We start from the raw sequence: 24,761 nt of genomic DNA on the forward strand, positions 1-24,761 counted from the left end.
CCTCCATTGGTTACCCAAAATGCTCATGGTCCACCATTATGGTCGCCAATAGCTTCCATTGGCTAACCAAATTGTTCATGGTCCACCATTACGGTAGCCAATAACCTCCTTTAGAAACCAAAATGCTCTATTAAACTTAGTCTTCAAACCATATGTGAATTGTCTTAGGAATTTAGTGGCAGGGAGTCATATTTTTTTAAAAAAGAATTTATGCATGACCATTCTTTCACCAAGTTTTCACCAAACTCTTTTAAACTTCAATCATCAAGAACGAAAGGAGGCAAAAAATTGATGAATACGAAAGTGAAAAAAGGAGTTTTCTGGGGTGTGATCATTGCTGCAATGGTGTTTGTGGTAAATGTCCTCCATTATCTGTTTGGAGGTGCCAGCGCCATGGCCCGCGGTCCACATGGACCAGGAATGGGACAAGGAGGGTCAGGCGGCCGCGGAGGCATGGCCGGAATGAACCCGCAAGGCGGTTTCGGACATGGGCATTTCATGAACGGTCCTCATCACGGTGGCGGATTCCACTGGCTTGGCACACTATTATTCATCGCGATTGTATTAGCGGCCGTATACTTCTTAGTGAAATGGCTAAGAAAACGAGCTAAGGCTGCTTCGATGCAGCAGTTTATAGATACATCTTTAATTAGTTCACATGAACCTTTAAGCAGCCAAAATGCAAGTCTTTTAGACCAATGGGAAAAAAATCTTACTAGCAAAAGGGAGGATCAGTAAAATGGGTATTTTTAAAAGAATTAAAACAATCGCGAAGGCAGATATCAATGGTTTGTTAGACGGCCTTGAGGATCCAATTGCCATGTTAAACGAATATTCAAGAGAAATCGAACAAGAATTGGTTAAAGCTCAAAAGGCTCTGTCCCGGCAAATTTTTGCGGAAAATAAACTTGAGGTTCTAATTCTTGATACGAAGGCATTAGTTGAAAAAAGAACCCGCCAAGCAAAGCTTGCGATTGAGCAAGGCGAGGAAACGATGGCGAAATTAGCCGTGCAGGAAAAACTAACCCAAGAAAAGCAGCAAAACCTGTATGAGCAGCAATATGAAGCCCTGAAAGGCCAGACTGAAGTTCTGAAAGGGAAAATTCAGGAGTTGCAACAGTTTTATCATGATCTTCAGCAAAAGAAGATTGTGCTGGCATCCCGTGCGAATGTAGCTCTGTCTATGAAACAAATTCAAAAAGCAACGGTATCCTTCCAAACCGACACGATTGCAAGAGGAATTGCCCGCGCTGAGGACAAGATTCTCTTAATGGAAGCAGAAGTACAAGCCGGCAGCCAGTTTGCCCCGTCCGTCACTCAGTTCAATAGCTTTGTTAACGAGGATGAACTGAATAAAGAAATCGAAAAACTCGAAACGGAAAAAGAACTGCTTGTATAGTACAGGCAGGAAAGAAGTACCATCGGCTTTAGGCAGTCCGGGTGCTTCTTTTTTATGTCGCAATGCAAAAAAACCCCTTGCTCGATTTTAAGTAAAAGTTAAGGTTTCGATAGTAGATTCAAGCTGTAGAAATTTGCTTCCTATCAAACTCGAAAGGGGCTCTTATTACCAATGAATATTCTATTAGCCGAAGATGATTTTAATCTAGGAGAACTGGTTGTCTATATGTTAGAAAAAAAGGGCAGCGCCAAGGTTGAATGGGTTCAAGAAGGGGAAGACGCGTTTTATTATGCGACCGCAGCCCACTATGATGTGTTAATCCTAGATTGGATGATGCCGAACGGGGACGGAGTCAAGGTTTGCCGTCGTCTTCGGAAACAAGGCTATCCGGGTGCCATTTTGATGTTAACGGCAAAAGATTCCGTTCAGGATCGGATTGAAGGCCTGGATTCAGGCGCCGATGATTATTTGGTGAAGCCGTTTGAAATTGATGAGCTTTTAGCCAGGCTGCGGGCTCTTTCTCGTCGCAACTATGCGCCAATACTGGAAGAGGAAACCCGGATTCAAGATTTGGTCCTGAACCGAAACAGTCATACCGTCCGCTCCCAAGGCGGCGAAATTCAGCTCAGCCCCCGTGAATTTCAGCTCTTGGACTTATTGGTGCAAAATAAGGGACAGGTCCTGCCGCGCGAGGTGATCCTTGAACGGATTTGGGGCTATGATGCGGATGTCGCGCCAAAAACAATTGATGCGACCGTGAAATTAATCCGTAAGAAGCTTGATCCAATTGGCAAACAGGAGCTGCTGCAAAGTGTAAGAGGGGTAGGTTATAAGCTTGTACACTAATTTCCTTTCATTTATTAGCCTTTTCACCAGCCGAAACGAGAAGAATGTTTTTAAAAAAACACAAGGGCAATTGGCACGGATTTATAGCGGGCTGTTGATTCTATTTCTTGCTATTTTTATCATTATTGTGTTCTCTGTTCTTTATCTTGTCATTCTCAAAACCCAGGAACGTGAACTGCAAACATTAGCGGGACAGGAAGGATCCTATATTGAGGATTATTTAGAGCAGAATGGGAAAAACGGCCTTCAAGGGATTCAAAACCAAGAGATTGTCTTTGCCGGTGCCAGTCAATCGTTCTATTATGTAGTCAATTCTAATGATGAATTGATTATGGGGAATGAATCAGATTACCGACTCCACCCAGATTTGCTGCGGGTGGTGAGTAATGAATTCGATAAGACAGGTGACATTCGCAATATAAAGCTCCATGTGGACGGTAATATGCGCGGGAGAGGAAAAACTGGTCAATTCCGACCTTCTCAAGGAGTGGAAGATCTCCGTCTAATGGTAGCGAGCCAGTCCCTCTACGTAAAGGGGCAGTATTTCGGGCAGCTTTATATTGGTAAAGACATCACATTTGCCTATCAAATGTTTCATTGGCTGTTGATTGTGTTTGGTGTATTAGGGATAATTTTTATCGTAGTAGCTCTGTTTATTAGTGCCAATATGTCTAGAAAAGCCATGGTGCCCATCAGCAGAGCCTTTACAAGGCAGCAGGAGTTTACGGCCGATGCTTCCCATGAACTGCGAACACCTTTAAGCGTTTTGCTGTCCTCGATTGATGCAATGGAAATGACAATTGAACCGCAGCGAGAGGCGTTTCTGGGAAAACTCCTTACCAACATGAGGCGGGAAGGCAAGCGGATGAATCATCTGGTCAGTGACCTGCTAACATTGGCTAGGTCCGACTCCAATACCATTGAACTGCGGGCAGAACAATTTGATTTCCGACCGCTTGCGGGGAAAGCCGTTGAATCAGTTGGAGCCCTTGCTGCTGCCAAACAAATTGCGCTCAAGATGGAGGCGCAGGAAAATTTGCTATGTATAGGTGATTCCCATAGATTGTCCCAGCTTCTATATATTCTATTGGACAATGCCATTAAATACACCCCTAATGGTGGGCAGGTTAATCTGATCCTTGAAAAGGATGGGCAGGGACTGCGGTTGATGGTCCAGGACACGGGAATAGGGATGAAAAAGGAAGAGATCCCACGTATTTTTGAACGCTTCTACCGGGCTGATAAATCTAGAACCCGGCAAATGGGAGGGCATGGTTTAGGGCTTTCGATTGCCAAATGGATTGTTGAAACCCATCAAGGGATTATAAAAGTGGATAGTGAACTGGGGAAAGGAAGCAAGTTTACTATTTTTATTCCCCAGCTATAACTTTCGATAAACGGCCGCCGATATTTTTTTAGATTCCAATTAAAGGAACCTATTCCAATAAAAGAACGTCTAGTTTATGATAGGAATATACTTGAAGGTTTAGGTGGGAGGCCGGTTGGTTCTATTAGATTACATTGTTAATCTCGCAATCTTTGCGTTTTTGATATTTTTACCAATTGTCGCGGGTTCGTTTAGGGATTTTAAACCGCTTAAACATTACCGGTTATTTGTGGGGCTATATGGAGGAATTGTTGCCGCCATTCTTGTTACCCTCTCCATTCAACGGGACGGGTATGTCTACGATATCCGTTATGCCGCAGTGATTATCAGTTTTGCCTATTTTGGGCCAGTGGGCGGCGTCATTACTGCAATCTGTTCAATCGGTGCAAGACTGCTAGCTGGTGGCCAGTTGATCACACCTATCATCGGCTGGTTAGTCATTATAGTCGGTTTTTGCATAGCCCATGTGTTTACAGCACGCTTTACCGCAGTAAAAAGAAGTGTTATCTTCTTTGTCCTTTATGCCATTATTTATTTTATAGAAGTACCCATTATATTTCATATTTTTAGAGATAAGCCGCTTTTCCACATTGAGTATGTAGCTTTCGTCATGCTTGGTGTCATAACCGGCGTTTTGCTAATCGAATCCTATCTTAAGCTATACCGAATGAATAGCCGGTTAATAGAAATGTATAAGATGGTTGAGGAGAGCGAGTCAAAATATAGATTGATCGCAGAAAATACGTCTGACCTGATTAAAGTAATGTGGAAAGATCACTCGATTACATATTTTTCGCCATCTCATGAACTTGTACTTGGATATCAGCTTTCAGAATTGGAAGGGAAAGAACTCTGCCAATTCATTCACCCTGATGATGTTGGATTTTTTAGAAAAAACGTCCAAAGGCTGTTTGAAAAAGAAGAAGCACAGTCAATGGAGGTCCGTTTCCTTCACAAGGACGGCCGCTGGATTGAGTTTGAATCCCGCTGTATGCCTGTTAGAGGAAAAAATAATTTAATCGAGCACCTTGTCATTGTCAGCAGGGATATTTCAGAACGGAAAAAGGCCGAAGAGATTCTCTTGCAATCCGAGAAGCTCTCAATTGTTGGAGAGCTGGCTGCAGGGGTAGCCCACGAAATACGGAATCCCCTTACGACCATTAAGGGCTTTGTTCAGCTTTATAAGGCTGGTAACAATAATCTTGAATATAGTGATTTGCTGCTGAGTGAACTTGAACGGATTGAAACGATTACAAGCGAGATGCTTTCGTTAGGTAAACCGCAGGCGGTCAAACTCAGCCAGGCAGATTTACGGGAATTGATTGAAAATACGATTGAATTTCTATCTCCTCAGGCTCTTATGAACGGTATTCAAATGAACACTTTGTTCGAGGAAGCACCATTCCCGATTATTTGTGAGAAAAACCAATTGAAGCAGGTATTCCTGAACATTTTAAAAAACGCCATGGAGGCAATGCCCCAGGGCGGTAATATCGAGATTTATCTCCGTAAAGGGGATGACGACGAATGTATTGTCCAAATCAGGGACCATGGCTACGGGATCCCGGAAGAGCTTTTGCCGCGGTTAGGTGAACCGTTTTATAGTTTAAAAGAAAAAGGAACCGGACTTGGTGTCATGATTTGCCACAAGATCATCAAGCAGCATAAAGGAAGTATTTCGTACTCAAGCAAACAAAACGAAGGAACAGTAGTGGTAATTAAACTGCCGCTGGCAGAATAAAAGATTGGTATAAGGGACTGTCTATTCAGGGAGTCTCTTTTTTGTGGGAAAAACTAATTAAACGTTTGATTGAAATGCTGGAATGCTTGGCGCATAAGGGATGGGGAAACTAATCAAACATTTGATTGGATTTTTAGGTATAAGATGGAAAAACTAATTAAACGTTTGATTAAAACTTGGGAAAGAGAGAAAAAAACTAACCAAACGTTTGATTGAAACGCCGGAATACTTGATACATAAGGCTTTGTGAAACTAATCAAACGTTTAATTGAGTTTTATCAAGAACATGGCGGATAAGGTGATAAACCGTTAAAATAGGAGAAGGGAAATTTTTCAAAAAGGCTGTGATGATTCGTGTGTTTAATTCTTTTTGCGTATAAAGTCCACCCTAAGCATCAGTTGATTGTGGCTGCCAATCGAGATGAGTTTTATAAAAGACCGACTGCCCCTGCCCATTTTTGGAAAGATGAGCCAGATATCCTTGCCGGAAGGGACCTGGAGAAAATGGGAACTTGGATGGGCGTTACCCGGGGAGGGCGGTTTGCCGCATTGACCAACTATCGCAATCCAAAAGAGGTTGCCGAGGGAAAACGGTCACGGGGGGAATTGGTGGCCGATGCCTTGAATTATAATGGGACCATTGAAAGCTACATGCAAAAGCTGTCAGAAACAAAGGAGCAGTATCCCGGCTACAACTTGCTGGCCGGAGATGCCGCGGGGCTTTATTATTATTCTAACATTGGACAAGAGCTTCAAAAGCTTGAGCCGGGCATTTATGGGGTCAGTAACCATCTTCTTAATACCGAGTGGCCGAAGGTGATAACAGGGAAGGCAGGCCTGTCAAACATCGTAACCGAAGACTCAAAGGACCTCGAAGAGCAGCTTATGACTCTCCTCAATAATGCAGACCCTGCTCCGGATGAACGACTGCCGAATACGGGCGTGTCATTAGAGATGGAAAGAATGCTTTCACCGATGTTTATCAAAAGTGGGAATTACGGGACAAGAAGTTCGACGGTTATGCTTATGTCCAATAATGGAATCAAATATATAGAACGAGTTTTTTCAACTGAAGGTACCAATGATCAAAAATATATCATCTCCTATTAATACAGCGGATCATGCATCTGCTGTATTTTTTTTGGTTATAAATATTTTTGGAATAATTTTATAAAACTACTAAAATAACAATTAATTTGCAGATAGTTGGATAAATACTTTGAAAACGGTTACCTGATGATTGGAAAAATTATAAATTGACTGAAAAATAAAATTATATTATTATTCTAATAATAACAATAATTTAGCAACGCGAAATATTAATATTCCATCTTAGAGAAAGTGAAGTGATTTTATGTCACAAATGCTAGCCTTAGTTATAGTAGTATTCATTTTATTAGTAGGAGACCTTGTTGCCGTACGGACGAAAGCATGGATACCATCGATATTTGTCAGTGCTGTGTTATTCCTTATTGGTTACTGGACCTTTTTTCCGAAAGATATCGTAGCCATTTCCGGCGTACCGCCTGTTGTTGCGACGATGATGATGTACTTGCTCATCACCAATATGGGTACATTGCTATCTCTTCATGAATTGAAAAAGCAATGGAAAACGATTGTCATTGCCCTTTCTGGAATCCTTGGGATTATTGCCATATTGATGACAGTAGGCAGCCTTATCTTCGGTTTTCAAACAGTCGTTGTGGCGATTCCGCCATTAGTGGGCGGAGTGGTTTCTGCGTTAATCATGTCCGAGGGGGCAAAGGAAGCAGGCCTTGCAACTCTATCAGTTTTTGCTATCGTTATCTATGTTGTTCAGGGGTTTGCAGGTTACCCGATCACTTCAATCGTTTTGAAAAAAGAAGGAAAAAGGCTTTTGAAGCAGTACCGAAGCGGGGAAATTGCGGCAGTTAAGGAACAGGCAACTGCTGCAACAGAGGTTGCGGCCGCTTCCGCCGTTGCTAAGCCAGAGCTAAAGCTCTTTAAAAATTTACCTGATAAATACAACACCGACTTCTTTAAGTTTTTTAGACTTGCATTAGTTGCTTACCTTGCCTACCAAGTTTCAGCGTTGGCAGCGCCAGTTGTTTCGATCAGTCCGTTTGTTCTATGTTTGCTGTTTGGGGTTATCGCCTCAAGTGCTGGCTTTTTGGAAAAACAGGTTCTTCAAAAAGCCAACGGTTTTGGTTTAGCCATTATGGCGCTGATGCTGTTTATATTTGACGGCTTAAAACAAGCGACACCAAGCATGATGATGGAAATTCTATTCCCATTGGTGGGAACCATCATCTTAGCAGTCATCGGGATGTATATTTTCTCATTTATCGCCGGCAAGATTTTGAAGGTGAGCAAAGATATGGCGTTTGCCGTTTCCCTGACTGCCTTATACGGATTTCCGGCTGACTATATCATTACCAATGAGGTAATCAAGTCGCTAACAGATGACGAGGAAGAAAGAGAAATGCTGACAAGCCATATGCTACCGCCAATGCTAGTGGGAGGTTTCATTACAGTGACAATTGTATCGGTCATTCTAGCAGGCATCTTCGTTGGATTCTTGAAGTAATAGGAGGGAAAAACAATGAGCGATTTACAGCAGAGAATTGAAAAACATATTGAGGTCTTGAATCAATTCACAGCGACACCGGGAAAAGGGACAACCCGGCTGACATATAGCAAAGAGGACTTGCAAGCTCGGAATTATATCAAAGAAATAATGAGGGAATACGGGCTCCAGGTCCGTGAAGATGGATTGGGCAACATCTTTGGTAAACTCGAAGGCACGTTAAAGGATGCTCCCAGCGTCCTAGTTGGTTCCCATTTTGATTCTGTGCCGAATGGCGGGTCCTACGACGGTCCTGCCGGTGTGGTGGCAGGACTTGAGGTAGCGGGTCTTTTTTCGAAAAATAACCTGACACCCAAATACCCATTGGAAGTGATTGCCCTGATAGAAGAAGAGGGTTCTAGATTTGGCGGCGGTCTGATGGGGTCGAGAGGGATAACCGGCTTATTGACAGAGGGAGAATTTTTCAAGATTACCGATAAAGACGGGAAGACCACTGTAGAAGCGATGACGGAAATTGGCCTCGACCCGTCTTTGCCGAAAAAAAGGAATCCAAAAACGCTGAAGGCCTTTTTGGAACTGCATATCGAACAGGGGCCAATCCTTGAAGAAAAGGGCATTCCGATTGGCATGGTCGAAGCCATTGTCGGATTAACCCAATTGGAAGTAACGGTTGAAGGTCGTGCAGGGCATGCGGGCACCACCCCAATGGACCGAAGGGCAGACGCCTTAGTAGCTGCTGCACAAATGATTGCTAAATTCCCGGAATTCGCTTGCGAGGAAGGGGATGGAACAGTCATCACCACCGGCCGTCTTAACGTTTGGCCTAACGGGGCGAATGTGATTCCTGATAAGGTTGTTTTTACCGTCGATATCCGTTCCGGAAAAGAAGAACGCGTCCTTGATGCGGTCGAGAAAGTAACGGAATGGGTAAAGTCCTATAATGGCCATGGAATTAAGACGGCAGTACAGCAGCAATTATACATGCCGCCGAAAGTGATGAATCAAGAGATTGTCTCTCTTTTAAAACAGAAATGTAGCGAACGGAACCTTTCCTATTGCTCAATCAACAGCGGTGCCGGCCATGATGCAATGGTCCTTTCTGATGTGACCGACGTGGCGATGCTGTTTATTCCTAGTAAGGACGGGCTTAGCCATTGTCCGGAAGAGTGGTCCAGCAGTAAGGATATCGCCAATGCAGTTGAGATTCTATACGAAGCAGCAAAAACGTTAACGGAGGCAGAATAGCTATGATTCATGGAAAAATTAAAGAAGCGATTCAAAAATATAACGAAGAATTAGTAGAGTTGCGCAGAAAGTTTCACCGTGAACCGGAATTGTCCTGGGAGGAATATAAGACAACCGCCTTTATTTGCGAGTATCTTGAGAATCTTGGTATTCCGTACCGGAAGACAGAACCGACCGGTGTTATTGCTACAATTGAAGGCGGGAAGCCTGGTAAAACCGTAGGGCTGCGGGGTGATATGGATGCCTTGACAGTGGAGGAATTAAATAAGGAACTTCCGTATGCGTCCCAAGAAGATGGCAAAATGCATGCTTGCGGCCATGATGCTCATACAGCGATGCTGTTGATTGCAGCCAAGGCTCTGAATGATATAAAAGAAGAACTGCCCGGAAATGTCCGTTTGATTTATCAGCCGGCCGAGGAAGTGGCGACAGGTGCGAAAGGAATGGTGAAGCAAGGGGCGATGGATGGGGTCGATAATGTTTTCGGCATCCATATCTGGTCACAGATGCCAACAGGAAAGGTTTCCTGCAATCCTGGTCCATCCTTTGCGTCCGCAGACCTATTTACCGTCACTTTTAAAGGCAGAGGCGGTCATGGAGCAATTCCACAAGCTTGTATTGATGCAGCGGTTGTGGCTTCCTCCTTTGTGATGAATGTGCAATCCGTGGTCTCACGCACCGTCGATCCGCAGCAACCAGCCGTTCTAACGGTTGGAAAAATGGTCGTTGGGACGCGGTTTAACGTAATTGCTGAAAATGCGTACATTGAGGGAAAGGTCCGCTGTTTTGACCCGGCAGTGAGAGACCATATTGAAACCCAGCTGAAGCAATATGCGGAACAAGTGGCTGCCATTTACGGGGCAACTGCAAAGGTCGACTATGTTCACGGCACCCAAGCAGTCAACAACGATGAGTACAGTGCAAAGCTTGTTCAAAAGACCGCTTCCGAAGCGTTTGGCGAGGAGTCCATCTACTTCGAAAAGCCAACCATGGGCGGTGAAGACTTCAGTGAATACATGATGGAGGCCCCTGGCAGCTTTGCTCTTGTAGGCTGCGGCAACTCTGAAAAAGACACACAATGGGCCCACCACCATGGCAAATTCAACATCGACGAAGACGCCCTTGCAACCGGCGCCGAACTCTACGCACAATATGCATGGGCATATTTGAATGAAAAGAAAGCATAGGAAATGGAATAAAATGAGGAAAGGTGTCAGGCACCCTTCATGGACAAAATGGGATTTTGTCCACGGAGGGTGCCTGACACCTTGTTTATTTAGGCTCTGTTATTATTCATTGTTGATATCCGTTTAGTTATGTAATTCATAGGCGGAGAATTTCCGACTAATGTATAAAGAAGAAGCTTAAGAAGCAGATATAAGCGAAGATATTCCGATTAACTGCTCTAAATAAGACAAAATCCAAAGATTTGGATAATATAAGCGAAAAAACTTCCTTTATTTTAAAGGGAATATGGGTATTTCCCAATTTAAGTGAATAAAACGTTTAGTAAACTTGTTTACTTTGCTAGCTCATTTGGATAAAATAAAAATGGAGCGAAGAATAGGGGGTGGAAGAGAATGGCAACCATTAGGGATATTGCCAAAAAATCAGGATATTCAATCACAACCGTTTCAAGAGTTCTTAATAATGATAACAATTTATCAGTAAGTGATGATACACGGGAGAAAATAAAAGCGATTGCAGAAGAGATGGGCTATAAGAAAAAACAAGGGATAACTCAATTGAATAATGTTGCTTTTTTATATTGGATATCTAATGAGGAAGAGCTTGAGGATGTTTATTTTAAGGGAATTCGTACAGAGTTAGAAAAGCAGGCAGAACAAAGGAAAATAGAATTAATACGATACCATCAAAAAGATGGTATTGAGAAAATTGATAAAAATTCATCGGCTTTTATCGCGATCGGAAAATTAACGGATCGAGAAATAAAGTATTTGGAAGAAATTACACCCCATGGTGTGTTTTTAAATACAAGCAGGGATCCGCAGAATTTGGATTCGGTGCTCCCAGATTTAAAACTGATGACAGAATATATGATTCAATTTTTTGAAGAATGCGGATATGAACGGATTGGTTTTATTGGCGCAATGGACTATGACGTTGAAACGAAAGAGCCAATTCCACAATTAAGGGAAATCACCTTTCGGAACTATCAAAGGGATAGAAATAAATTAAGAGAAGAAGATATATTAATTGTTCCCTCTAGTACAGTAAAAAATGGCTATCAGATTGCATTGCAAGTAATTGAGAAGATGGGGGATGACCTGCCGGAGGCATTTGTTGTGGCGACAGATCCACTTGCAATCGGAGCATTGCAGGCGTTTAATGAAAAGCAGATTCCGATTCCTCAAAGGGTCGCCTTTTTCAGTATAAATAATATCAGTGTCACCAAATATGTGTCGCCTCCGTTAACGACATTCCATATTGATATTCCTACGATGTGTGAAACCGGATTAGATCTTATAACCGAGAGACTATTTAAGAATCGAACCACAGCAAAAACGGTATATATACAAGGTACACCGATTTTCCGCAAAAGTACTCCAGCTAAATAAACCAAAAAAACGAGCAAACCAGCTCGTTTTTTTTTGTGTGTTTTAGAAGAGATTAACAATAGCCAAACTGGGAAGGTAAAAAACTAAACCTAGGGATCAATTGAAATATACAAATTTACTAAAAAATTGATAAAAATAGCGTTTACATTTTAACTAAACCATGTTACTATTTTTTAGTAAACAAAACACTAAAACAGGGGTGATTATTTTATGAAAATAAAGCTAAAGTTATTTTCATCAGTTGCAGCATTATCTCTGCTCCTCGCAGCATGCGGTTCCGGCTCCGGTTCCAGCGGGGAGAATGGAGCCTCGAAAGACGGAGCCATCACGATTTGGGCAAACAATATTAATGTGCCGGTCCTTGAAAAGGCGGCAGAAATCTATCAGAAAGATCATCCTGATTTTAAAGTAAATGTGATTGAAACTGGCGGAAAAGACATTATTCAAAAAACCACAACTGGTTTGCAAGCTGGGGGCAAAGGTCTGCCAGATGGCTTACTACAATCAGATGATGACCTTAATGGGAAATTAGAAGCTTTTCCGAACGCATTTGAAGACTTAAGTAAATTAGGATATGACAAGTATAAAAAGGATTTCCCAGAGTTTAAAATGAACGCAGTATCAAAAGATGGAAAAATATATGGGATGCCATTTGATGCTGGTCCGGCAGGTGTCTTTTACCGAACAGATTTATACAAAAAAGCCGGGGTAAATCCGGAAGAAATTAAAACATGGGATGATTTCCTCGCAGCAGGTGAAAAAGTTAAGAAAGCAACTGGTAAAGCAATGTTAGCCTTTGACCAAGCAGATTCAAATGTTTATACGATTTTGTTAAATCAACAAGCCGAAGGATATTTTGATAAAGACAATAAATTAACGGTTGGCAGTGATGCATCGATTAAAGCCATGAAAGTGATGAAAGCGTTAAACGACAAAGGATTATTGTTAGGTGTAACAGGCTGGGATTCATGGGTTACTAGCATTGCCAATTCTGATACTGCATCCGTAGTTGCCGGCGGATGGTTGACAGGAACCATTGAACAGCAAGCACCAGATACAAAAGGTAAATGGGGAGTAATGCCGTTGCCTGCATTCGAAGAAGGCGGCTCACGTTCATCACTTCAGGGAGGAAGTTCATTTGTCATCCCGTCTACAGGTAAAAATGTAAAAGAAACGTATGAATTCTTAAAATGGTTTACCACTAGCTTCGAAGCTCAGGAAATTGCCATGAAAGGCGGACTTTTCCCTTCGTATAACCCAGTGTTTGAATCAAAGCTATTTGATGAAGAAGTAGAGTTCTTTGGAAATCAAAAAATATGGCGTTTCTTTGCTGGTGAAATGGATAAAATCCCTAGCATTACGTATACAAAAAATGACCCGATTGTTCGAGATGAAATTGTCAAAGCTTTAGGGGAAGTTATAAATGGGGCTAATCCAGAAGATATAATTAAAAATACCAAGAAGAATATTGAAAACAGATTGAAGTAAAAGTGCGGAAGCGCCCGTTTTTTCAGGCGGGTGCTGAAGCTATTCATTAACCATAGTTCCAATTATAAACTTTAGCGAGGTAATGTACGGAAGCGTTTATTACCATTTAAGGGGTTGAACAGCATGATTAATCGAATAAATAAAGCAAAAATAACGCCGTATCTATTTTTAGCCCCAGCTGTCATATTTTTCATTCTTTTTACGATATACCCGATTATTTCCTCTTTCATTTTAAGTTTTCAAAAATTAGAAGGCGGCGCCTATGTTTTTGCAGGTTTAGATAACTATATCCGATTATTACACGATTCGACATTTTATCGGGCGTTATTTAACACCTTTATTATTTTCATAGTCCAAGTACCAGTAATGCTAATACTAGCTCTCATATTGGCAGCATTTTTAAATAGTAAACTGTTAAAGTTTAAAGGACTTTATCGTACAGCATTCTTTATGCCGGCGGTTACATCATTAGTAGCCTATTCAATCTTGTTCTCTATCATTTTGATGGATAAAGGAATTGTCAATCAATTATTAACATTGACAGGGATTGATCCCATTCCGTGGTTAAAAGATTCTTTCTGGGCGAGGGTTTCAATTATTCTTGCAATGACATGGAGATGGACAGGCTATAATATGGTCATTTATCTTGCGGCAATGCAAAACATCCCGGAAGAAACCTATGAGGCGGCATCTATTGATGGGGCTGGGAAAATCAGACAGTTCTTTTCAATTACAATTCCACAATTAAAACCGATTATCGTGTTTACGTCTGTGATCTCAACTATTTCCACCTTACAGTTATTCGATGAACCGTTTAACCTGACAAAAGGTGGTCCAGGGGATGCTACGATGACACTTGGGTTAATGATTTATTCTAATGGATTTAAGTACTATGACTTTAGCTATGCATCTGCAATAGCCTATGTAGTGGTGATTTTAGTAGCTATTCTTTCAATTATTCAAATGAAAACGACAGGGGATGGAAAATAATGCAGGAAAAGACAGCTTCCACTCGGATTAAAAAAGTGATTCTTCCTCTCCTATTGCTCATTGGTATTGTGATGTCAATCTTCCCCTTTTATTGGATGCTTGTTGGATCCACCAATCACACAAGTAAAATATTTTCCAATCCACCGACGATGGTAGTGGGAGATCAATTTTTAACGAATTTAAATAATCTAAATGCATCAATCGGGATTTGGCGGGTGCTTTTTAACTCCCTTTTTGTGTCGATTTCCTATGTGATTTTGGCGCTGATTGTTTCGACCATGGCGGCATATGCATTATCAAAGTTTCACTTTAAAGGAAATAAATTTATCTTTATGGCGTTTTTGTTATCGATGATGATTCCCCATCAGGCACTGTTGATACCGCAATTTCGGATGATGTCGGATTTTAATATGCTGAATACGTATTTGGCGCTTATCCTGCCGTCTGTTTGTACGCCGTTTGCAATCTTTTTAATGAGGCAAAACTTTATGGCGTTTCCAACCGAATTAATGGAGGCAGCTAGAATGGATGGCGCTGGTGAGTTGAGAATTTTCTTCCGGATTGTATTGCCTTCTATGAAACCAGCGCTTGCGGCGACGTCCATTTTTTTATTCCTGCAGCAATGGAATAACTTCTTATGGCCGTTAGTTGTCACGACATCCAAGGAGATGTATACGTTCCCAGTCGCGTTATCAAGTCTTAGAGGAAGTTCGATTATTGACTATGGGCAAATTAATGTCGGAATCATGATTGCGACTATTCCAATTATTATTTTCTTCTTAGTCCTTCAAAAGCACTTTATCCAAGGTATGTTAGGAAGTGCGGTGAAATAAGCAGCACTTAAATAAGAAGATGCAGGAGGTTCAGAATGAGACAAACAAAAGATTATGAATTACTTTCTGTACTTCATAGAAATCGAATAAAAGATCGCTCTTATTTTATGTCCTATAAGAATATGGAGGATGCAATCAGCTATGAGCGCGGCCGCGCTTACGGATTTTTATTGTTGAATGGAATGTGGAAATTTCATTATGCTGAAACACCTGAACTAGCCCCGAATCAATTTTATAAAAATGAATATGATGTAAGTGCTTGGGCAGATTTGCAGGTGCCTTCTAACTGGCAGATGCAAGGATACGGCAGACCGCATTATACCAATGTACAGTATCCATTTCCTGTAGACCCGCCATATGTTCCAACAGAAAATCCAACAGGCTCCTATCGAAGAGATTTCTATTTATCAAAAGAAATGCTGGAGGGGCGTCTGTTCTTGCGTTTTGAGGGAGTGGATAGTGCATTCCATCTTTGGATCAATGGCCAAGAGGTTGGTTACAGCAAGGGGAGCCGCCTTCCTTCAGAATTTGATGTGACGCCGTTTGTTAAAGAGGGAAAAAATACGATTGCGGTACAGGTTTACCAATGGTCGGATGGAAGCTACCTTGAGGACCAAGATATGTGGTGGCTAAGCGGTATTTTCCGCGATGTCTATTTGGTAGCAAAGCCCAAAGTGTATACGCATGATTTCTTTGTAAAGACAATTCTTGATGAAGACTATACAGATGCTGAATTACGGATTGAGTCATGGATTCATTCCTATAGAGACGGGATAAATCGTCATGAGTTTATGGTACAACTTCTTGACAGTGAATATCGAATAGTAACTGAGAAAACGCAGGAAGTTGTACTGAATGGGATAGGTGAATCAAGCTTAAATATCACCATTCCGATTTCTTCCCCTAACAAATGGACGGCCGAAACACCGTATTTATACCATTTGCTGATAACCTTAAAGGGTGAAAATGGTGAGGCCATCGAAGTTATTCCGGCAAAAATCGGTTTTAGGCAGGTGGAGTTGAGGGATGGCTTGATTCAAGTGAATGGTGTGCCGATTCTATTTAAAGGTGTGAACCGTCATGATCATCATCCAGACTTAGGCCGGGCTGTTCCAATAGATTGGATTGAAAAAGATATTAAGTTGATGAAGCAGCATAATATTAATGCTGTTCGGACAGCCCATTATCCAAATGATCCGCGTTTTTACGATTTATGTGACGAATATGGGCTTTATGTCATAGATGAGACAGATTTGGAAACTCATGGTTTTGATAGAATTGGCAATATTCATCAGTTAAGCCAAGATCCGGAGTGGAAGGAAGCCTATGTTGATCGGATGAAGAGGATGGTGGAGCGCGATAAAAACCATCCATCGATTATTATCTGGTCCTTAGGGAATGAATCTGGATTTGGGGAAAATCATATACAAATGGCGAAGTGGACAAAACAAAAGGATCCTACCAGACTCATACATTACGAAGGCGAAACGCGTTTTATCATGACGGAATCAGATCATAATCCAACACGACTGCACGAAGCTGCTGATATGTTTTCAACTATGTACACCCCTCATGAAATAATGAAACGACTGGGTAGACGTACAGATTTAAAACAGCCGCATATTCTATGTGAATATGCTCACGCAATGGGGAATGGACCCGGGGGGATAAAAGAATATTTTGATCTCTTTTATCAATATGATAGATTACAAGGTGGATTTGTTTGGGAATGGCTGGATCATGGCATCCGTCAATTTGCTAAAAATGGTGAAGAGTATTTTGCGTATGGCGGCGATTTCGGTGAGACCCCTCATGATTCCAATTTTGTTATTGATGGGCTTGTTATGCCTGATAGAACCCCTTCTCCGGCCCTGCTTGAATATAAAAAGGTTATTGAGCCGGTTCGCGTGGAGGCAGTTGCCCTCGAGAACGGTGTAGTTCGTATTCATAATCTGTATGACTTTATTCATTTAAATCATCTTAGTTTATCATGGACGGTAGAGTCTGACGGTAAGATTCTTGATAATGGAACAATGAAAATGCCTGAAATTTTACCCCGTGAATCACATGAAGTATCCATTCCTTTTGTACTGCCAAGTGTGAAACGTAAAAATACAGATTATTGGTTAAATATTTCATTTATTCAAGCAGAAGATTTAAAATGGGCAAAGGCGGGCCATGAAGTTGCCTGGGCACAATTCGAACTGCCTTCGGCTGTCAAGAGTAATAAAGATATTGCTTATCCACGATGCTTCTGTCCGCTTTTAATAGAAGAAACTGGGCATCAGTTAATCGTAACTGGTGAATCCTTCTCACTTACATTTGACCGTGTATATGGTGTCCTTCATTCTTGGAAGGTTTATGGGATGGAACTATTAGAAAGTGGTCCAACTGTGAACATTTGGCGGGCGCCGACTGATAATGACAGGCTTGGCCTAGAGGAATTTAGCGTTAAAAAAGAAGAGCCTGAATGGCGAAAGTATGGATTACACCAAATGCAAAACCGCATTGAATCGTTTGACTATAAATTGTCTCAGGCTAAGGATGTAGTCACCATTACTGTAAAATCAAGACTTGCACCGCCTGTTCATGCTTGGGGACTTAGTACGGTTATTACCTATGAAATCAAGAATAATGGTGTGGTGTCTGTCGATGTGTTCGGTAAAAAACTTGGTGTGTCATCAGCCACATTACCGAAAATAGGCTTACAAATGAAGTTAAAACGTTCATTTGACCAGGTGGATTGGTATGGACGGGGGCCAGGTGAATCGTATGCCGATAGTAAACAAGCGGCACGGTTTGGTATCTGGTCTTCGACGGTTAATGGTTTATTTACTCCTTATGTGGTACCACAGGAAAATGGAAACCGCCATGAGGTAAGATGGGTGTCCTTGACAAATCTTTCAGGGACCGGTTTATTAGCGGCAGGGAAGCCAAGCTTTGATTTTAGTACACATTTGTACACCACAGATGGTTTAGAGCGAGCAAAGCATACCTATGATTTGGTTAAAGAAGACTTCATTACATTTAATGTAGATTATAAGCAGCAGGGACTTGGATCCGCAAGCTGCGGACCAGGAGTGCTTGAACAATATCGCCTGTTAAACAAAGATTTCCACTTTACAGTAAGTTTCAAAGCATTTTCAAAAAATGAAATATCGCCAGTTGAATTAAGTAAATTGGTGTGACAAATAAGCTAGTAATCTGCCAAATTGAATATTTATTTAAGTGAGCCTTCCTTCATGGAAGGTTTTTTATTTTAGTTAAATTTTTACTAAAATATTGAATGTTTTTACTATGGGGAGTAAAATGAAGTTACGAATCAAACCTTAGCTTCTGGAGGATAAGGACATGACTATCAAAGTACTATCTAACAAATTTCAAGAATTATTTAATTCTTTACCCGAAAGGGCATTTTTCGCCCCCGGAAGGATCAATTTAATTGGGGAACATACTGACTATAACGGCGGTCATGTATTTCCGTGTGCCATTACGTATGGAACCTATGCGGCTGTTCGGAAACGGGAAGATCAGCTCGTCCGTTTATACTCGGAAAATTTTCCGGATAAAGGGATGATTGAATTTAACTTAAACAAACTGGATTACGAAAAGGATCATCATTGGGCCAACTACCCAAAGGGAATAATCCACTTTATTATGGAAGCTGACTATATGATTCCGACCGGGTTTGAATGTGTAATTAAAGGAAATATTCCTAATGGTGCAGGTCTTTCCTCATCTGCATCCATAGAGCTCCTAACAGGAGTTTTAGTAAACGGCCTGTACGAATTAGACATTCCCCGCCTTGAGTTAATTAAGATTGGCAAGCGAGTGGAAAATGAATTTATTGGTGTTAACAGCGGAATTATGGACCAATTCGCTGTCGGCATGGGCAAAGAAAATACGGGAATTCTGTTAGATTGCCAGACTTTAAAATATGAGTACGCGCCGATTAAGCTGGAAAATCACAAAATTATCATAATGAATACAAACAAGCGACGGGAGTTGGCAGACTCAAAATACAATGAGCGCCTGGGCCAGTGCGAAGTGGCACTGAGCCAGCTTCAGCAAAAACTCCCAATTGATGCGTTGGGGCAGCTGTCTAAACGAGAATTTGAAGATAACAAACATCTTATTACCGATGAAGTGGTTCGAAAGCGTGCAAAGCATGCAATCTATGAAAATATAAGAACGTTAAAGGCACTTGAAGAATTAAAAGCCGGCAACTTGGAAGCTTTTGGCCAGCTGATGAACCAATCCCATGCCTCGTTACGTGAGGACTATGAGGTGACCGGAATTGAACTTGATAGTTTAGTAGAAGCGGCATGGCAGCAGCCGGGGGTCTTTGGTGCTCGGATGACAGGTGCTGGGTTTGGCGGATGTGCGATTGCAATAGTTGCTAATGAAGAGGTTGGAAATTTTATCGCTAATGTCGGTGAGGTATATTTTGAAAAGATTGGCTATAAGGCTGATTTCTATGTTGCCGGCATTGGCGGGGGGGCAAAGGAAATCGAAATGGAGGCTGTTGCGGAATGAGTATTCTCGTTTTAGGCGGGGCGGGCTATATTGGCTCGCACGCTGTGTACCAATTGATTGACCAAGGTTATGAAGTGGCAGTGATTGATAACCTGCAAACCGGCCACCTAGGTGCCATTCACCCAAAAGCCCATTTTTATAAAGGTGATATCCGCAGCGGGGAGTTTATGAAGACGGTTTTTGAAAGGGAAAATGTAGAGGCTATTATGCATTTTGCTGCCAACTCCCTTGTTGGAGAATCGATGTTGGAACCGCTGAAGTATTTTGACAACAATGTGCATGGGACACAAATTGTTCTTGAAATGATGAAGGAATATGGCGTGAAACATATCGTATTTTCTTCGACAGCTGCCGTTTATGGAGAACAAGAAATAATGCCGATTGCAGAAGAAGCGGCGGAGCTGCCAACTAACACGTATGGAGAAACCAAACTGGCTGTGGAAAAAATGATGGCATGGTGTGAGAAGGCATTCGACCTGAAGTATGTATCCTTAAGGTATTTCAATGTGGCAGGAGCAAGAAGTGACGGACAAATTGGAGAAGACCATAATCCAGAAACCCACCTGATTCCGGTTGTATTGGAAGCGGCGTTAGGAAAGCGGCCGGCGATTACCGTTTTTGGGGATGATTATGATACATCGGACGGAACCTGTATCCGCGATTATATCCATGTCGAGGACTTGATTGCTGCCCATATTTTAGCCCTCAAGTATTTACAAAATTACGGACAAAGCAATATCTTTAACCTCGGTTCCAGCCAAGGGTTTTCCGTAAATGAAATTATTGAAACGGCCAAAGAGGCTACGGGTATTGATATTCCGGTTCAATTTGGGGCACGCCGATCAGGTGACCCAAGCACCTTAATCGCCTCATCCGAAAAAGCGCGGCAAGTACTCGGCTGGAACCCGGCAAGAACATCAATCAAGCAAATCATCAGCGATGCTTGGAATTGGCATCAGCATCACCCAAATGGTTATGAAGGTGAACAATATGATTAATCAACTTGTTCAACAACTAATTGGTAAAGCCCTGGCTGTTCGTTTAATCGAGAGGGATGACGAAATCTATGCCCGTAACCAAATCCTGTCGCTATTACAATTAAATGAGTTTACGGAATGTGAAGGAGAAACAAATCTTGAGATTCCCGATGTGTTAGAGGAGATCGTAGATTACGCCTGCGAGAAAGGAATCATTGAAGATATTTTTGATGAAAAGGAGATTTTTACTAGTAAAATTATGAACTGTTTCATCGCCCGACCATCGACGGTCAATCAGAAATTTTATGAAAATTATAGACAGAGTCCGGAAGCGGCGACTCAGTATTTTTATGATCTAAGCAAAAACAGTAACTATATCCAGATGAAGCAGATTCGGAAAAATATCGAATATAAGGCGGAGACGGAATACGGAAGGTTGGATATTACGATCAACCTTTCGAAGCCAGAAAAAGACCCGAATAGCATTGCCCGCGAGCGCGAGATACAACAAACAGCCTATCCAAAATGTCTACTTTGTATAGAAAATGAAGGCTATGCCGGGAGGATTGGTCATCCGGCCCGTTCCAATCATCGCATGGTCCGCGTGAATCTGTTGGACAGAATATGGTACTTGCAATATTCACCGTATGTGTATTATAACGAGCATTGCATCGTCATATCTGAAACCCATTCAGATATGAAAATTAATCAAGAGACGTTTTTAAAATTGTTAACCTTTGTTGAGCAGTTTCCGCATTATTTCTTAGGGTCCAATGCCGATTTGCCGATAGTGGGCGGTTCCATTCTCTCTCATGACCATTATCAAGGCGGCAATTATGAATTTGCGATGGCGAAAGCAACTGATGATTGGAGTTTTGAAATGGCTGGGTTTCCGGATGTTCAAGGCTCTGTTGTCAAATGGCCAATGTCTGTTATCCGTCTTCGTTCGGAGCAAATAAGCACTCTGACGGATGCTGCTGTCCATATTTTAACAAAGTGGAAAAATTATAGTGACGAATCGCTTGGTATCATCGCCTGGACCAGTGAGACTCCTCATAATACAATCACACCGATTGCCCGTAAAAAAGGGAACTTGTTTGAACTGGACTTGGTCCTTCGCAACAACCGGACGAGTGTAGAGCATCCGCTCGGAATATTCCACCCCCATGCAGATGTTCATCATATTAAAAAGGAAAACGTTGGGTTAATTGAGGCCATGGGGCTCGCTGTATTGCCTGCCCGTTTAAAGGATGAGCTGTCCGAAGTTGAAAAGTACATCCTCGGAAAGCCAAATGCAGTAGCTGATTACCATTTGGAATGGGCAGAGCAGTTAAAACACCGATTAACCCCAATTGCGAACGAATCAAACATAGAATCTTTGGTTAGGGAAGAGGTCGGCAAGAAGTTTTTGAAAGTATTAGAGGACGCTGGTGTCTTTAAACGGGATGAAGCGGGAGAAAGCGGGTTTCATCGATTTATCCAAACAATATCTTGAGTTTGAAAATGGAGTGGTAAATCAATGAAAATAGTTGAACGGGAATTTGGTAATTATGATAGTGAGCTGGTGATAGAGTATACATTGACCAATGATTTTGGGATGTCTGTTTCTTGTTTGAACTACGGTTGCGTTATTACAAAAATTATTGTTCCTGACAGGAATGGCCATTTTGAAAATGTTGTCCTTGGTTTTGATCGGTTTGAGGACTACCTGGAATGGTCGCCTTATTTTGGGGCAGTAATTGGGATAGTGGCTGGAAGAATAAAGGATGCCCAGTTTCAATTGGATGGAGAAAAGTACCTGCTGGCAGCGAATGATTATCCCAACCACCTGCATGGCGGGCAGAAGGGGTTTAGTTCAGTAATTTGGAAAACAGAAAAAATCGAACAGGAAAATGTGGTCGGGGTGAAGTGTTTCTATCGAAGTATGGACGGAGAAGAGGGATACCCAGGTAATTTGGATACTGCTGTTACCTATCTTTTATCCAATACGAATGAGCTGAGCATCAGCTATGAAGCACGAACCGATCATAAGACGTTAATCAATTTAACGAACCATTCGTATTTTAATTTAAGCGGCAATCTGAAAAGGGATTGTTCTGAGCACATCCTTCAATTGGAAAGTGATCGCTTTTTAGAGCTTGGACTAGATTTGATTCCTACAGGGAAAATGCTGGAATCAAAGAATACGCCATTTGATTTTAATCAGGGGCGTTTCTTGTTGTCAGGAATGAAGTCCTCCCATCCGCAAATTGTGCTTGCTGGAAACGGCTATGATCATCCGCTTCTTTTTAAAAAAAGTGGAGAAAATACAATCATGTTAAGTGATAAAGAAAGCGGCAGATCTCTTAGGGTGACAACAGACCAGCCATGTGTGGTCCTTTATACCAGTAATCAACTGGAAGGTCCGTTTTCGATATCAGGTGTCCGCGCAAGGAATTATTTGGGTGTGTGTCTTGAAACGCAAGGTCTTCCAGATGCTGTTCACCATCCGGGGTTTCCTACTGTGATTTTACATCCTGAGGAAGTATACTATTCAAAAACGAAGTATCGGTTTTTTTCAAATACAATAGGAGTTTGATTTATGGCAACTATTAAGGATATTGCAAAAAAAGCGGGAGTATCAATAGCCACTGTATCAAGAGTGCTGAATTATGATACGACTCTTTCAGTTAGCGATGAAACAAAAAAGAGAATTTTTGAAGTGGCAGGGGAGCTGGATTATAAGAAAAAAGCGGTTGTTCGGAAACCCGAAATTGGAAAGATTGCTCTTTTTCAATGGTATACAGAAAAAGAAGAGCTAGAGGATTTGTATTACATGTCCATTCGTCTTGGAGTGGAAAATCGCTGCCGGTACCATGGGATTCAGGTCATTAAATACTTTCAGGATAGCTTTGAGGAATTGAAGGGAGAAGATATCCACGGACTGATTGCCATCGGTAAATTTAGCAGCAGGCAGATCAGCGAGCTGGCTTCTGTAACGGAAAACATCGTGTTTGTCGATTATTCTCCCGATGAGGATCAATATGATTCCGTTGTGGTTGATATGGAAAGAGCCACTATGAAAATTTTGGATTATCTGTTGGAGAAAGGGCATAAGGAAATTGGCTATATTGGGGGAAGAGAAGCTTATAAAGACCAAGCCACTGTCATCGAGGATTCGCGGGAACTGGCCTTTAAGCGGTATTTGACAGGAAAAGGGCTTTTGGATGAGAAATTCATGTACATCGGAGGATTTTCGGTGGACCAAGGCTGCGCTCTAATGAAGCAGGCGATTGAGGATCACGGTGACCGCCTGCCGACAGCCTTTTTCGCCGGTAATGACCCGATTGCCATTGGAGCACTTAGGGCCTTGCTTGAAGCGGGGATTTCCGTACCTGAAAGGGTAAACATCATCGGAATAAACGATATTAGCGTTTCCAAATATGTTTTTCCTGCCTTAAGCACAGTAAAAGTCTATACCGAGCAAATGGGAGAAACGGCGGTCGACACCCTCCTCGAAAGAAACGAAGGCCGAACCATCGCCAAAAAAATAACCTTCCCAACTAAACTAATCATAAGAAACAGCAGCTTCTAACTAAAGAACAATAAAACAAGTACAAAAGCTGGATGACCCAAAACAGGGGTATCCAGCTTTTTGCATTTTGTCAGCCTCAGGTGGACAATACCCACGCGCGGTGCCTGACACCTTTTTCCTGCAAATACCAAATTAGGGCTTCCATTTTGGAAAGGGATGGAATATAATCATAGTGTACTATGTATGATAGTACAGTTAATACAGATTGGGGGCACCCAGTTATGTTTGAGCTGGATATGAGGAGCCGTAAGCCAATATATGAACAGCTGGTGGACAAGATGAAGGAACTGATTATGAATGAGCTGCTCAAGCCTGATGAACAGCTTCCATCTGTCCGGCAGCTTGCAACGGAGCTTTCCATTAACCCGAATACGATTCAAAAGGCTTATCGAGAGCTTGAGACGCAGGGGTTTATTTATTCCCTTAAAGGGAAAGGAAGCTTTGTCAATCCAAACCAAAAAGCTAGAGACAAGGAGAAAATCACGGAAATGAAGAAGGAACTGGAAAAATTAATCATAGAGGCTTTGTACCTCGGGATTCCGGCGCAGGAACTGATTTCTCTCATCCAAGACCTTGATGCTTCAAACGGGGGAGGCTAAA

General features: G+C 41.9%; 20 protein-coding genes. All 20 read left to right on the forward strand.

Annotated features, from left to right (window positions below):
• Window positions 1-291: 291 nt before the first annotated feature.
• The 20 genes from ACNQGS_RS24735 (at window position 292) to ACNQGS_RS24830 (ending at window position 24,760) form a co-directional block, all read left to right on the forward strand.
• Window positions 292-738: a hypothetical protein gene (locus ACNQGS_RS24735; protein WP_491489639.1), complete on the forward strand. Its 447-nt coding sequence runs from the start codon at window positions 292-294 to the stop codon at window positions 736-738.
• A gap of 1 nt (window position 739) precedes the next feature.
• The gene (locus tag ACNQGS_RS24740) at window positions 740-1,399 is read left to right on the forward strand and encodes a PspA/IM30 family protein (RefSeq protein ID WP_491489640.1); all 660 of its coding nucleotides are present in this window, start codon (window positions 740-742) and stop codon (window positions 1,397-1,399) included.
• 171 nt (window positions 1,400-1,570) lie between these two features.
• Window positions 1,571-2,245, forward strand: coding sequence for a response regulator transcription factor (locus tag ACNQGS_RS24745; protein ID WP_491489641.1), 675 nt, complete (start codon window positions 1,571-1,573; stop codon window positions 2,243-2,245).
• A 70-nt stretch (window positions 2,246-2,315) separates the two neighbouring features.
• The gene (locus ACNQGS_RS24750; RefSeq protein ID WP_491489642.1) at window positions 2,316-3,632 is read left to right on the forward strand and encodes a sensor histidine kinase; all 1,317 of its coding nucleotides are present in this window, start codon (window positions 2,316-2,318) and stop codon (window positions 3,630-3,632) included.
• 115 nt (window positions 3,633-3,747) lie between these two features.
• A complete protein-coding gene (locus ACNQGS_RS24755) occupies window positions 3,748-5,373 on the forward strand; it encodes an ATP-binding protein (RefSeq protein WP_491489643.1) in 1,626 nt (541 codons plus the stop codon).
• A 354-nt stretch (window positions 5,374-5,727) separates the two neighbouring features.
• Entirely contained in the window at window positions 5,728-6,483 is a 756-nt protein-coding gene (locus ACNQGS_RS24760) for an NRDE family protein (RefSeq protein WP_491489644.1), read from the forward strand.
• A gap of 244 nt (window positions 6,484-6,727) precedes the next feature.
• Window positions 6,728-7,939 carry a hypothetical protein gene (locus ACNQGS_RS24765; protein WP_491489645.1) on the forward strand — a complete coding sequence of 404 codons (1,212 nt, stop codon included), beginning with the start codon at window positions 6,728-6,730 and terminating at the stop codon, window positions 7,937-7,939.
• A gap of 15 nt (window positions 7,940-7,954) precedes the next feature.
• Complete coding sequence (locus ACNQGS_RS24770; protein ID WP_491489646.1) at window positions 7,955-9,184, forward strand: Zn-dependent hydrolase; 1,230 nt, start codon at window positions 7,955-7,957, stop codon at window positions 9,182-9,184.
• A gap of 2 nt (window positions 9,185-9,186) precedes the next feature.
• Window positions 9,187-10,371, forward strand: coding sequence for an amidohydrolase (locus ACNQGS_RS24775; protein WP_491489647.1), 1,185 nt, complete (start codon window positions 9,187-9,189; stop codon window positions 10,369-10,371).
• Between the two features lie 393 nt (window positions 10,372-10,764).
• The gene (locus ACNQGS_RS24780; protein ID WP_491489648.1) at window positions 10,765-11,763 is read left to right on the forward strand and encodes a LacI family DNA-binding transcriptional regulator; all 999 of its coding nucleotides are present in this window, start codon (window positions 10,765-10,767) and stop codon (window positions 11,761-11,763) included.
• Window positions 11,764-11,973: 210 nt separating this feature from the next.
• Complete coding sequence (locus tag ACNQGS_RS24785) at window positions 11,974-13,251, forward strand: ABC transporter substrate-binding protein (protein ID WP_491489650.1); 1,278 nt, start codon at window positions 11,974-11,976, stop codon at window positions 13,249-13,251.
• A 123-nt stretch (window positions 13,252-13,374) separates the two neighbouring features.
• Window positions 13,375-14,241 carry a carbohydrate ABC transporter permease gene (locus tag ACNQGS_RS24790; RefSeq protein ID WP_491489651.1) on the forward strand — a complete coding sequence of 289 codons (867 nt, stop codon included), beginning with the start codon at window positions 13,375-13,377 and terminating at the stop codon, window positions 14,239-14,241.
• A complete protein-coding gene (locus ACNQGS_RS24795; RefSeq protein WP_491489652.1) occupies window positions 14,241-15,074 on the forward strand; it encodes a carbohydrate ABC transporter permease in 834 nt (277 codons plus the stop codon). The genes ACNQGS_RS24790 and ACNQGS_RS24795 overlap by 1 nt, the downstream gene beginning before the upstream one ends.
• 35 nt (window positions 15,075-15,109) lie before the next feature.
• Window positions 15,110-18,262 (forward strand): beta-galactosidase subunit alpha, encoded by a 3,153-nt coding sequence (gene ebgA, locus ACNQGS_RS24800; RefSeq protein WP_491489653.1) that lies wholly within the window; start codon window positions 15,110-15,112, stop codon window positions 18,260-18,262.
• A 163-nt stretch (window positions 18,263-18,425) separates the two neighbouring features.
• Window positions 18,426-19,610 carry a galactokinase gene (locus tag ACNQGS_RS24805; protein ID WP_491489654.1) on the forward strand — a complete coding sequence of 395 codons (1,185 nt, stop codon included), beginning with the start codon at window positions 18,426-18,428 and terminating at the stop codon, window positions 19,608-19,610.
• Complete coding sequence (gene galE, locus ACNQGS_RS24810) at window positions 19,607-20,608, forward strand: UDP-glucose 4-epimerase GalE (protein ID WP_491489655.1); 1,002 nt, start codon at window positions 19,607-19,609, stop codon at window positions 20,606-20,608. The genes ACNQGS_RS24805 and galE overlap by 4 nt, the downstream gene beginning before the upstream one ends.
• Window positions 20,601-22,082 (forward strand): UDP-glucose--hexose-1-phosphate uridylyltransferase, encoded by a 1,482-nt coding sequence (gene galT, locus ACNQGS_RS24815; protein WP_491489656.1) that lies wholly within the window; start codon window positions 20,601-20,603, stop codon window positions 22,080-22,082. Before galE ends, galT begins: the two co-directional genes overlap by 8 nt.
• A gap of 24 nt (window positions 22,083-22,106) precedes the next feature.
• On the forward strand, window positions 22,107-23,165 hold the full coding sequence (locus tag ACNQGS_RS24820) for an aldose epimerase family protein (protein WP_491489657.1): 1,059 nt from the start codon (window positions 22,107-22,109) through the stop codon (window positions 23,163-23,165).
• Window positions 23,166-23,168: 3 nt separating this feature from the next.
• A complete protein-coding gene (locus tag ACNQGS_RS24825) occupies window positions 23,169-24,161 on the forward strand; it encodes a LacI family DNA-binding transcriptional regulator (protein WP_491489658.1) in 993 nt (330 codons plus the stop codon).
• 221 nt (window positions 24,162-24,382) lie between these two features.
• Window positions 24,383-24,760, forward strand: coding sequence for a GntR family transcriptional regulator (locus ACNQGS_RS24830; protein WP_491489659.1), 378 nt, complete (start codon window positions 24,383-24,385; stop codon window positions 24,758-24,760).
• The last annotated feature ends 1 nt before the right edge of the window (window position 24,761 follow it).

The sequence above is a fragment of the Neobacillus sp. PVCKKU3 genome (assembly GCF_058323225.1).

Excerpts from the sequence above, each read along its gene's own strand:
- ACNQGS_RS24735 (WP_491489639.1), top strand. The coding sequence starts at position 292 with ATGAATACGAAAGTGAAAAAAGGAGTTTTCTGGGGTGTGATCATTGCT.
- ACNQGS_RS24740 (WP_491489640.1), top strand. The coding sequence starts at position 740 with ATGGGTATTTTTAAAAGAATTAAAACAATCGCGAAGGCAGATATCAAT.
- ACNQGS_RS24745 (WP_491489641.1), top strand. The coding sequence starts at position 1,571 with ATGAATATTCTATTAGCCGAAGATGATTTTAATCTAGGAGAACTGGTT.
- ACNQGS_RS24765 (WP_491489645.1), top strand. The coding sequence starts at position 6,728 with ATGTCACAAATGCTAGCCTTAGTTATAGTAGTATTCATTTTATTAGTA.
- ACNQGS_RS24770 (WP_491489646.1), top strand. The coding sequence starts at position 7,955 with ATGAGCGATTTACAGCAGAGAATTGAAAAACATATTGAGGTCTTGAAT.
- ACNQGS_RS24775 (WP_491489647.1), top strand. The coding sequence starts at position 9,187 with ATGATTCATGGAAAAATTAAAGAAGCGATTCAAAAATATAACGAAGAA.
- ACNQGS_RS24780 (WP_491489648.1), top strand. The coding sequence starts at position 10,765 with ATGGCAACCATTAGGGATATTGCCAAAAAATCAGGATATTCAATCACA.
- ACNQGS_RS24785 (WP_491489650.1), top strand. The coding sequence starts at position 11,974 with ATGAAAATAAAGCTAAAGTTATTTTCATCAGTTGCAGCATTATCTCTG.
- ACNQGS_RS24790 (WP_491489651.1), top strand. The coding sequence starts at position 13,375 with ATGATTAATCGAATAAATAAAGCAAAAATAACGCCGTATCTATTTTTA.
- ACNQGS_RS24795 (WP_491489652.1), top strand. The coding sequence starts at position 14,241 with ATGCAGGAAAAGACAGCTTCCACTCGGATTAAAAAAGTGATTCTTCCT.
- ebgA (WP_491489653.1), top strand. The coding sequence starts at position 15,110 with ATGAGACAAACAAAAGATTATGAATTACTTTCTGTACTTCATAGAAAT.
- ACNQGS_RS24805 (WP_491489654.1), top strand. The coding sequence starts at position 18,426 with ATGACTATCAAAGTACTATCTAACAAATTTCAAGAATTATTTAATTCT.
- galE (WP_491489655.1), top strand. The coding sequence starts at position 19,607 with ATGAGTATTCTCGTTTTAGGCGGGGCGGGCTATATTGGCTCGCACGCT.
- galT (WP_491489656.1), top strand. The coding sequence starts at position 20,601 with ATGATTAATCAACTTGTTCAACAACTAATTGGTAAAGCCCTGGCTGTT.
- ACNQGS_RS24820 (WP_491489657.1), top strand. The coding sequence starts at position 22,107 with ATGAAAATAGTTGAACGGGAATTTGGTAATTATGATAGTGAGCTGGTG.
- ACNQGS_RS24825 (WP_491489658.1), top strand. The coding sequence starts at position 23,169 with ATGGCAACTATTAAGGATATTGCAAAAAAAGCGGGAGTATCAATAGCC.
- ACNQGS_RS24830 (WP_491489659.1), top strand. The coding sequence starts at position 24,383 with ATGTTTGAGCTGGATATGAGGAGCCGTAAGCCAATATATGAACAGCTG.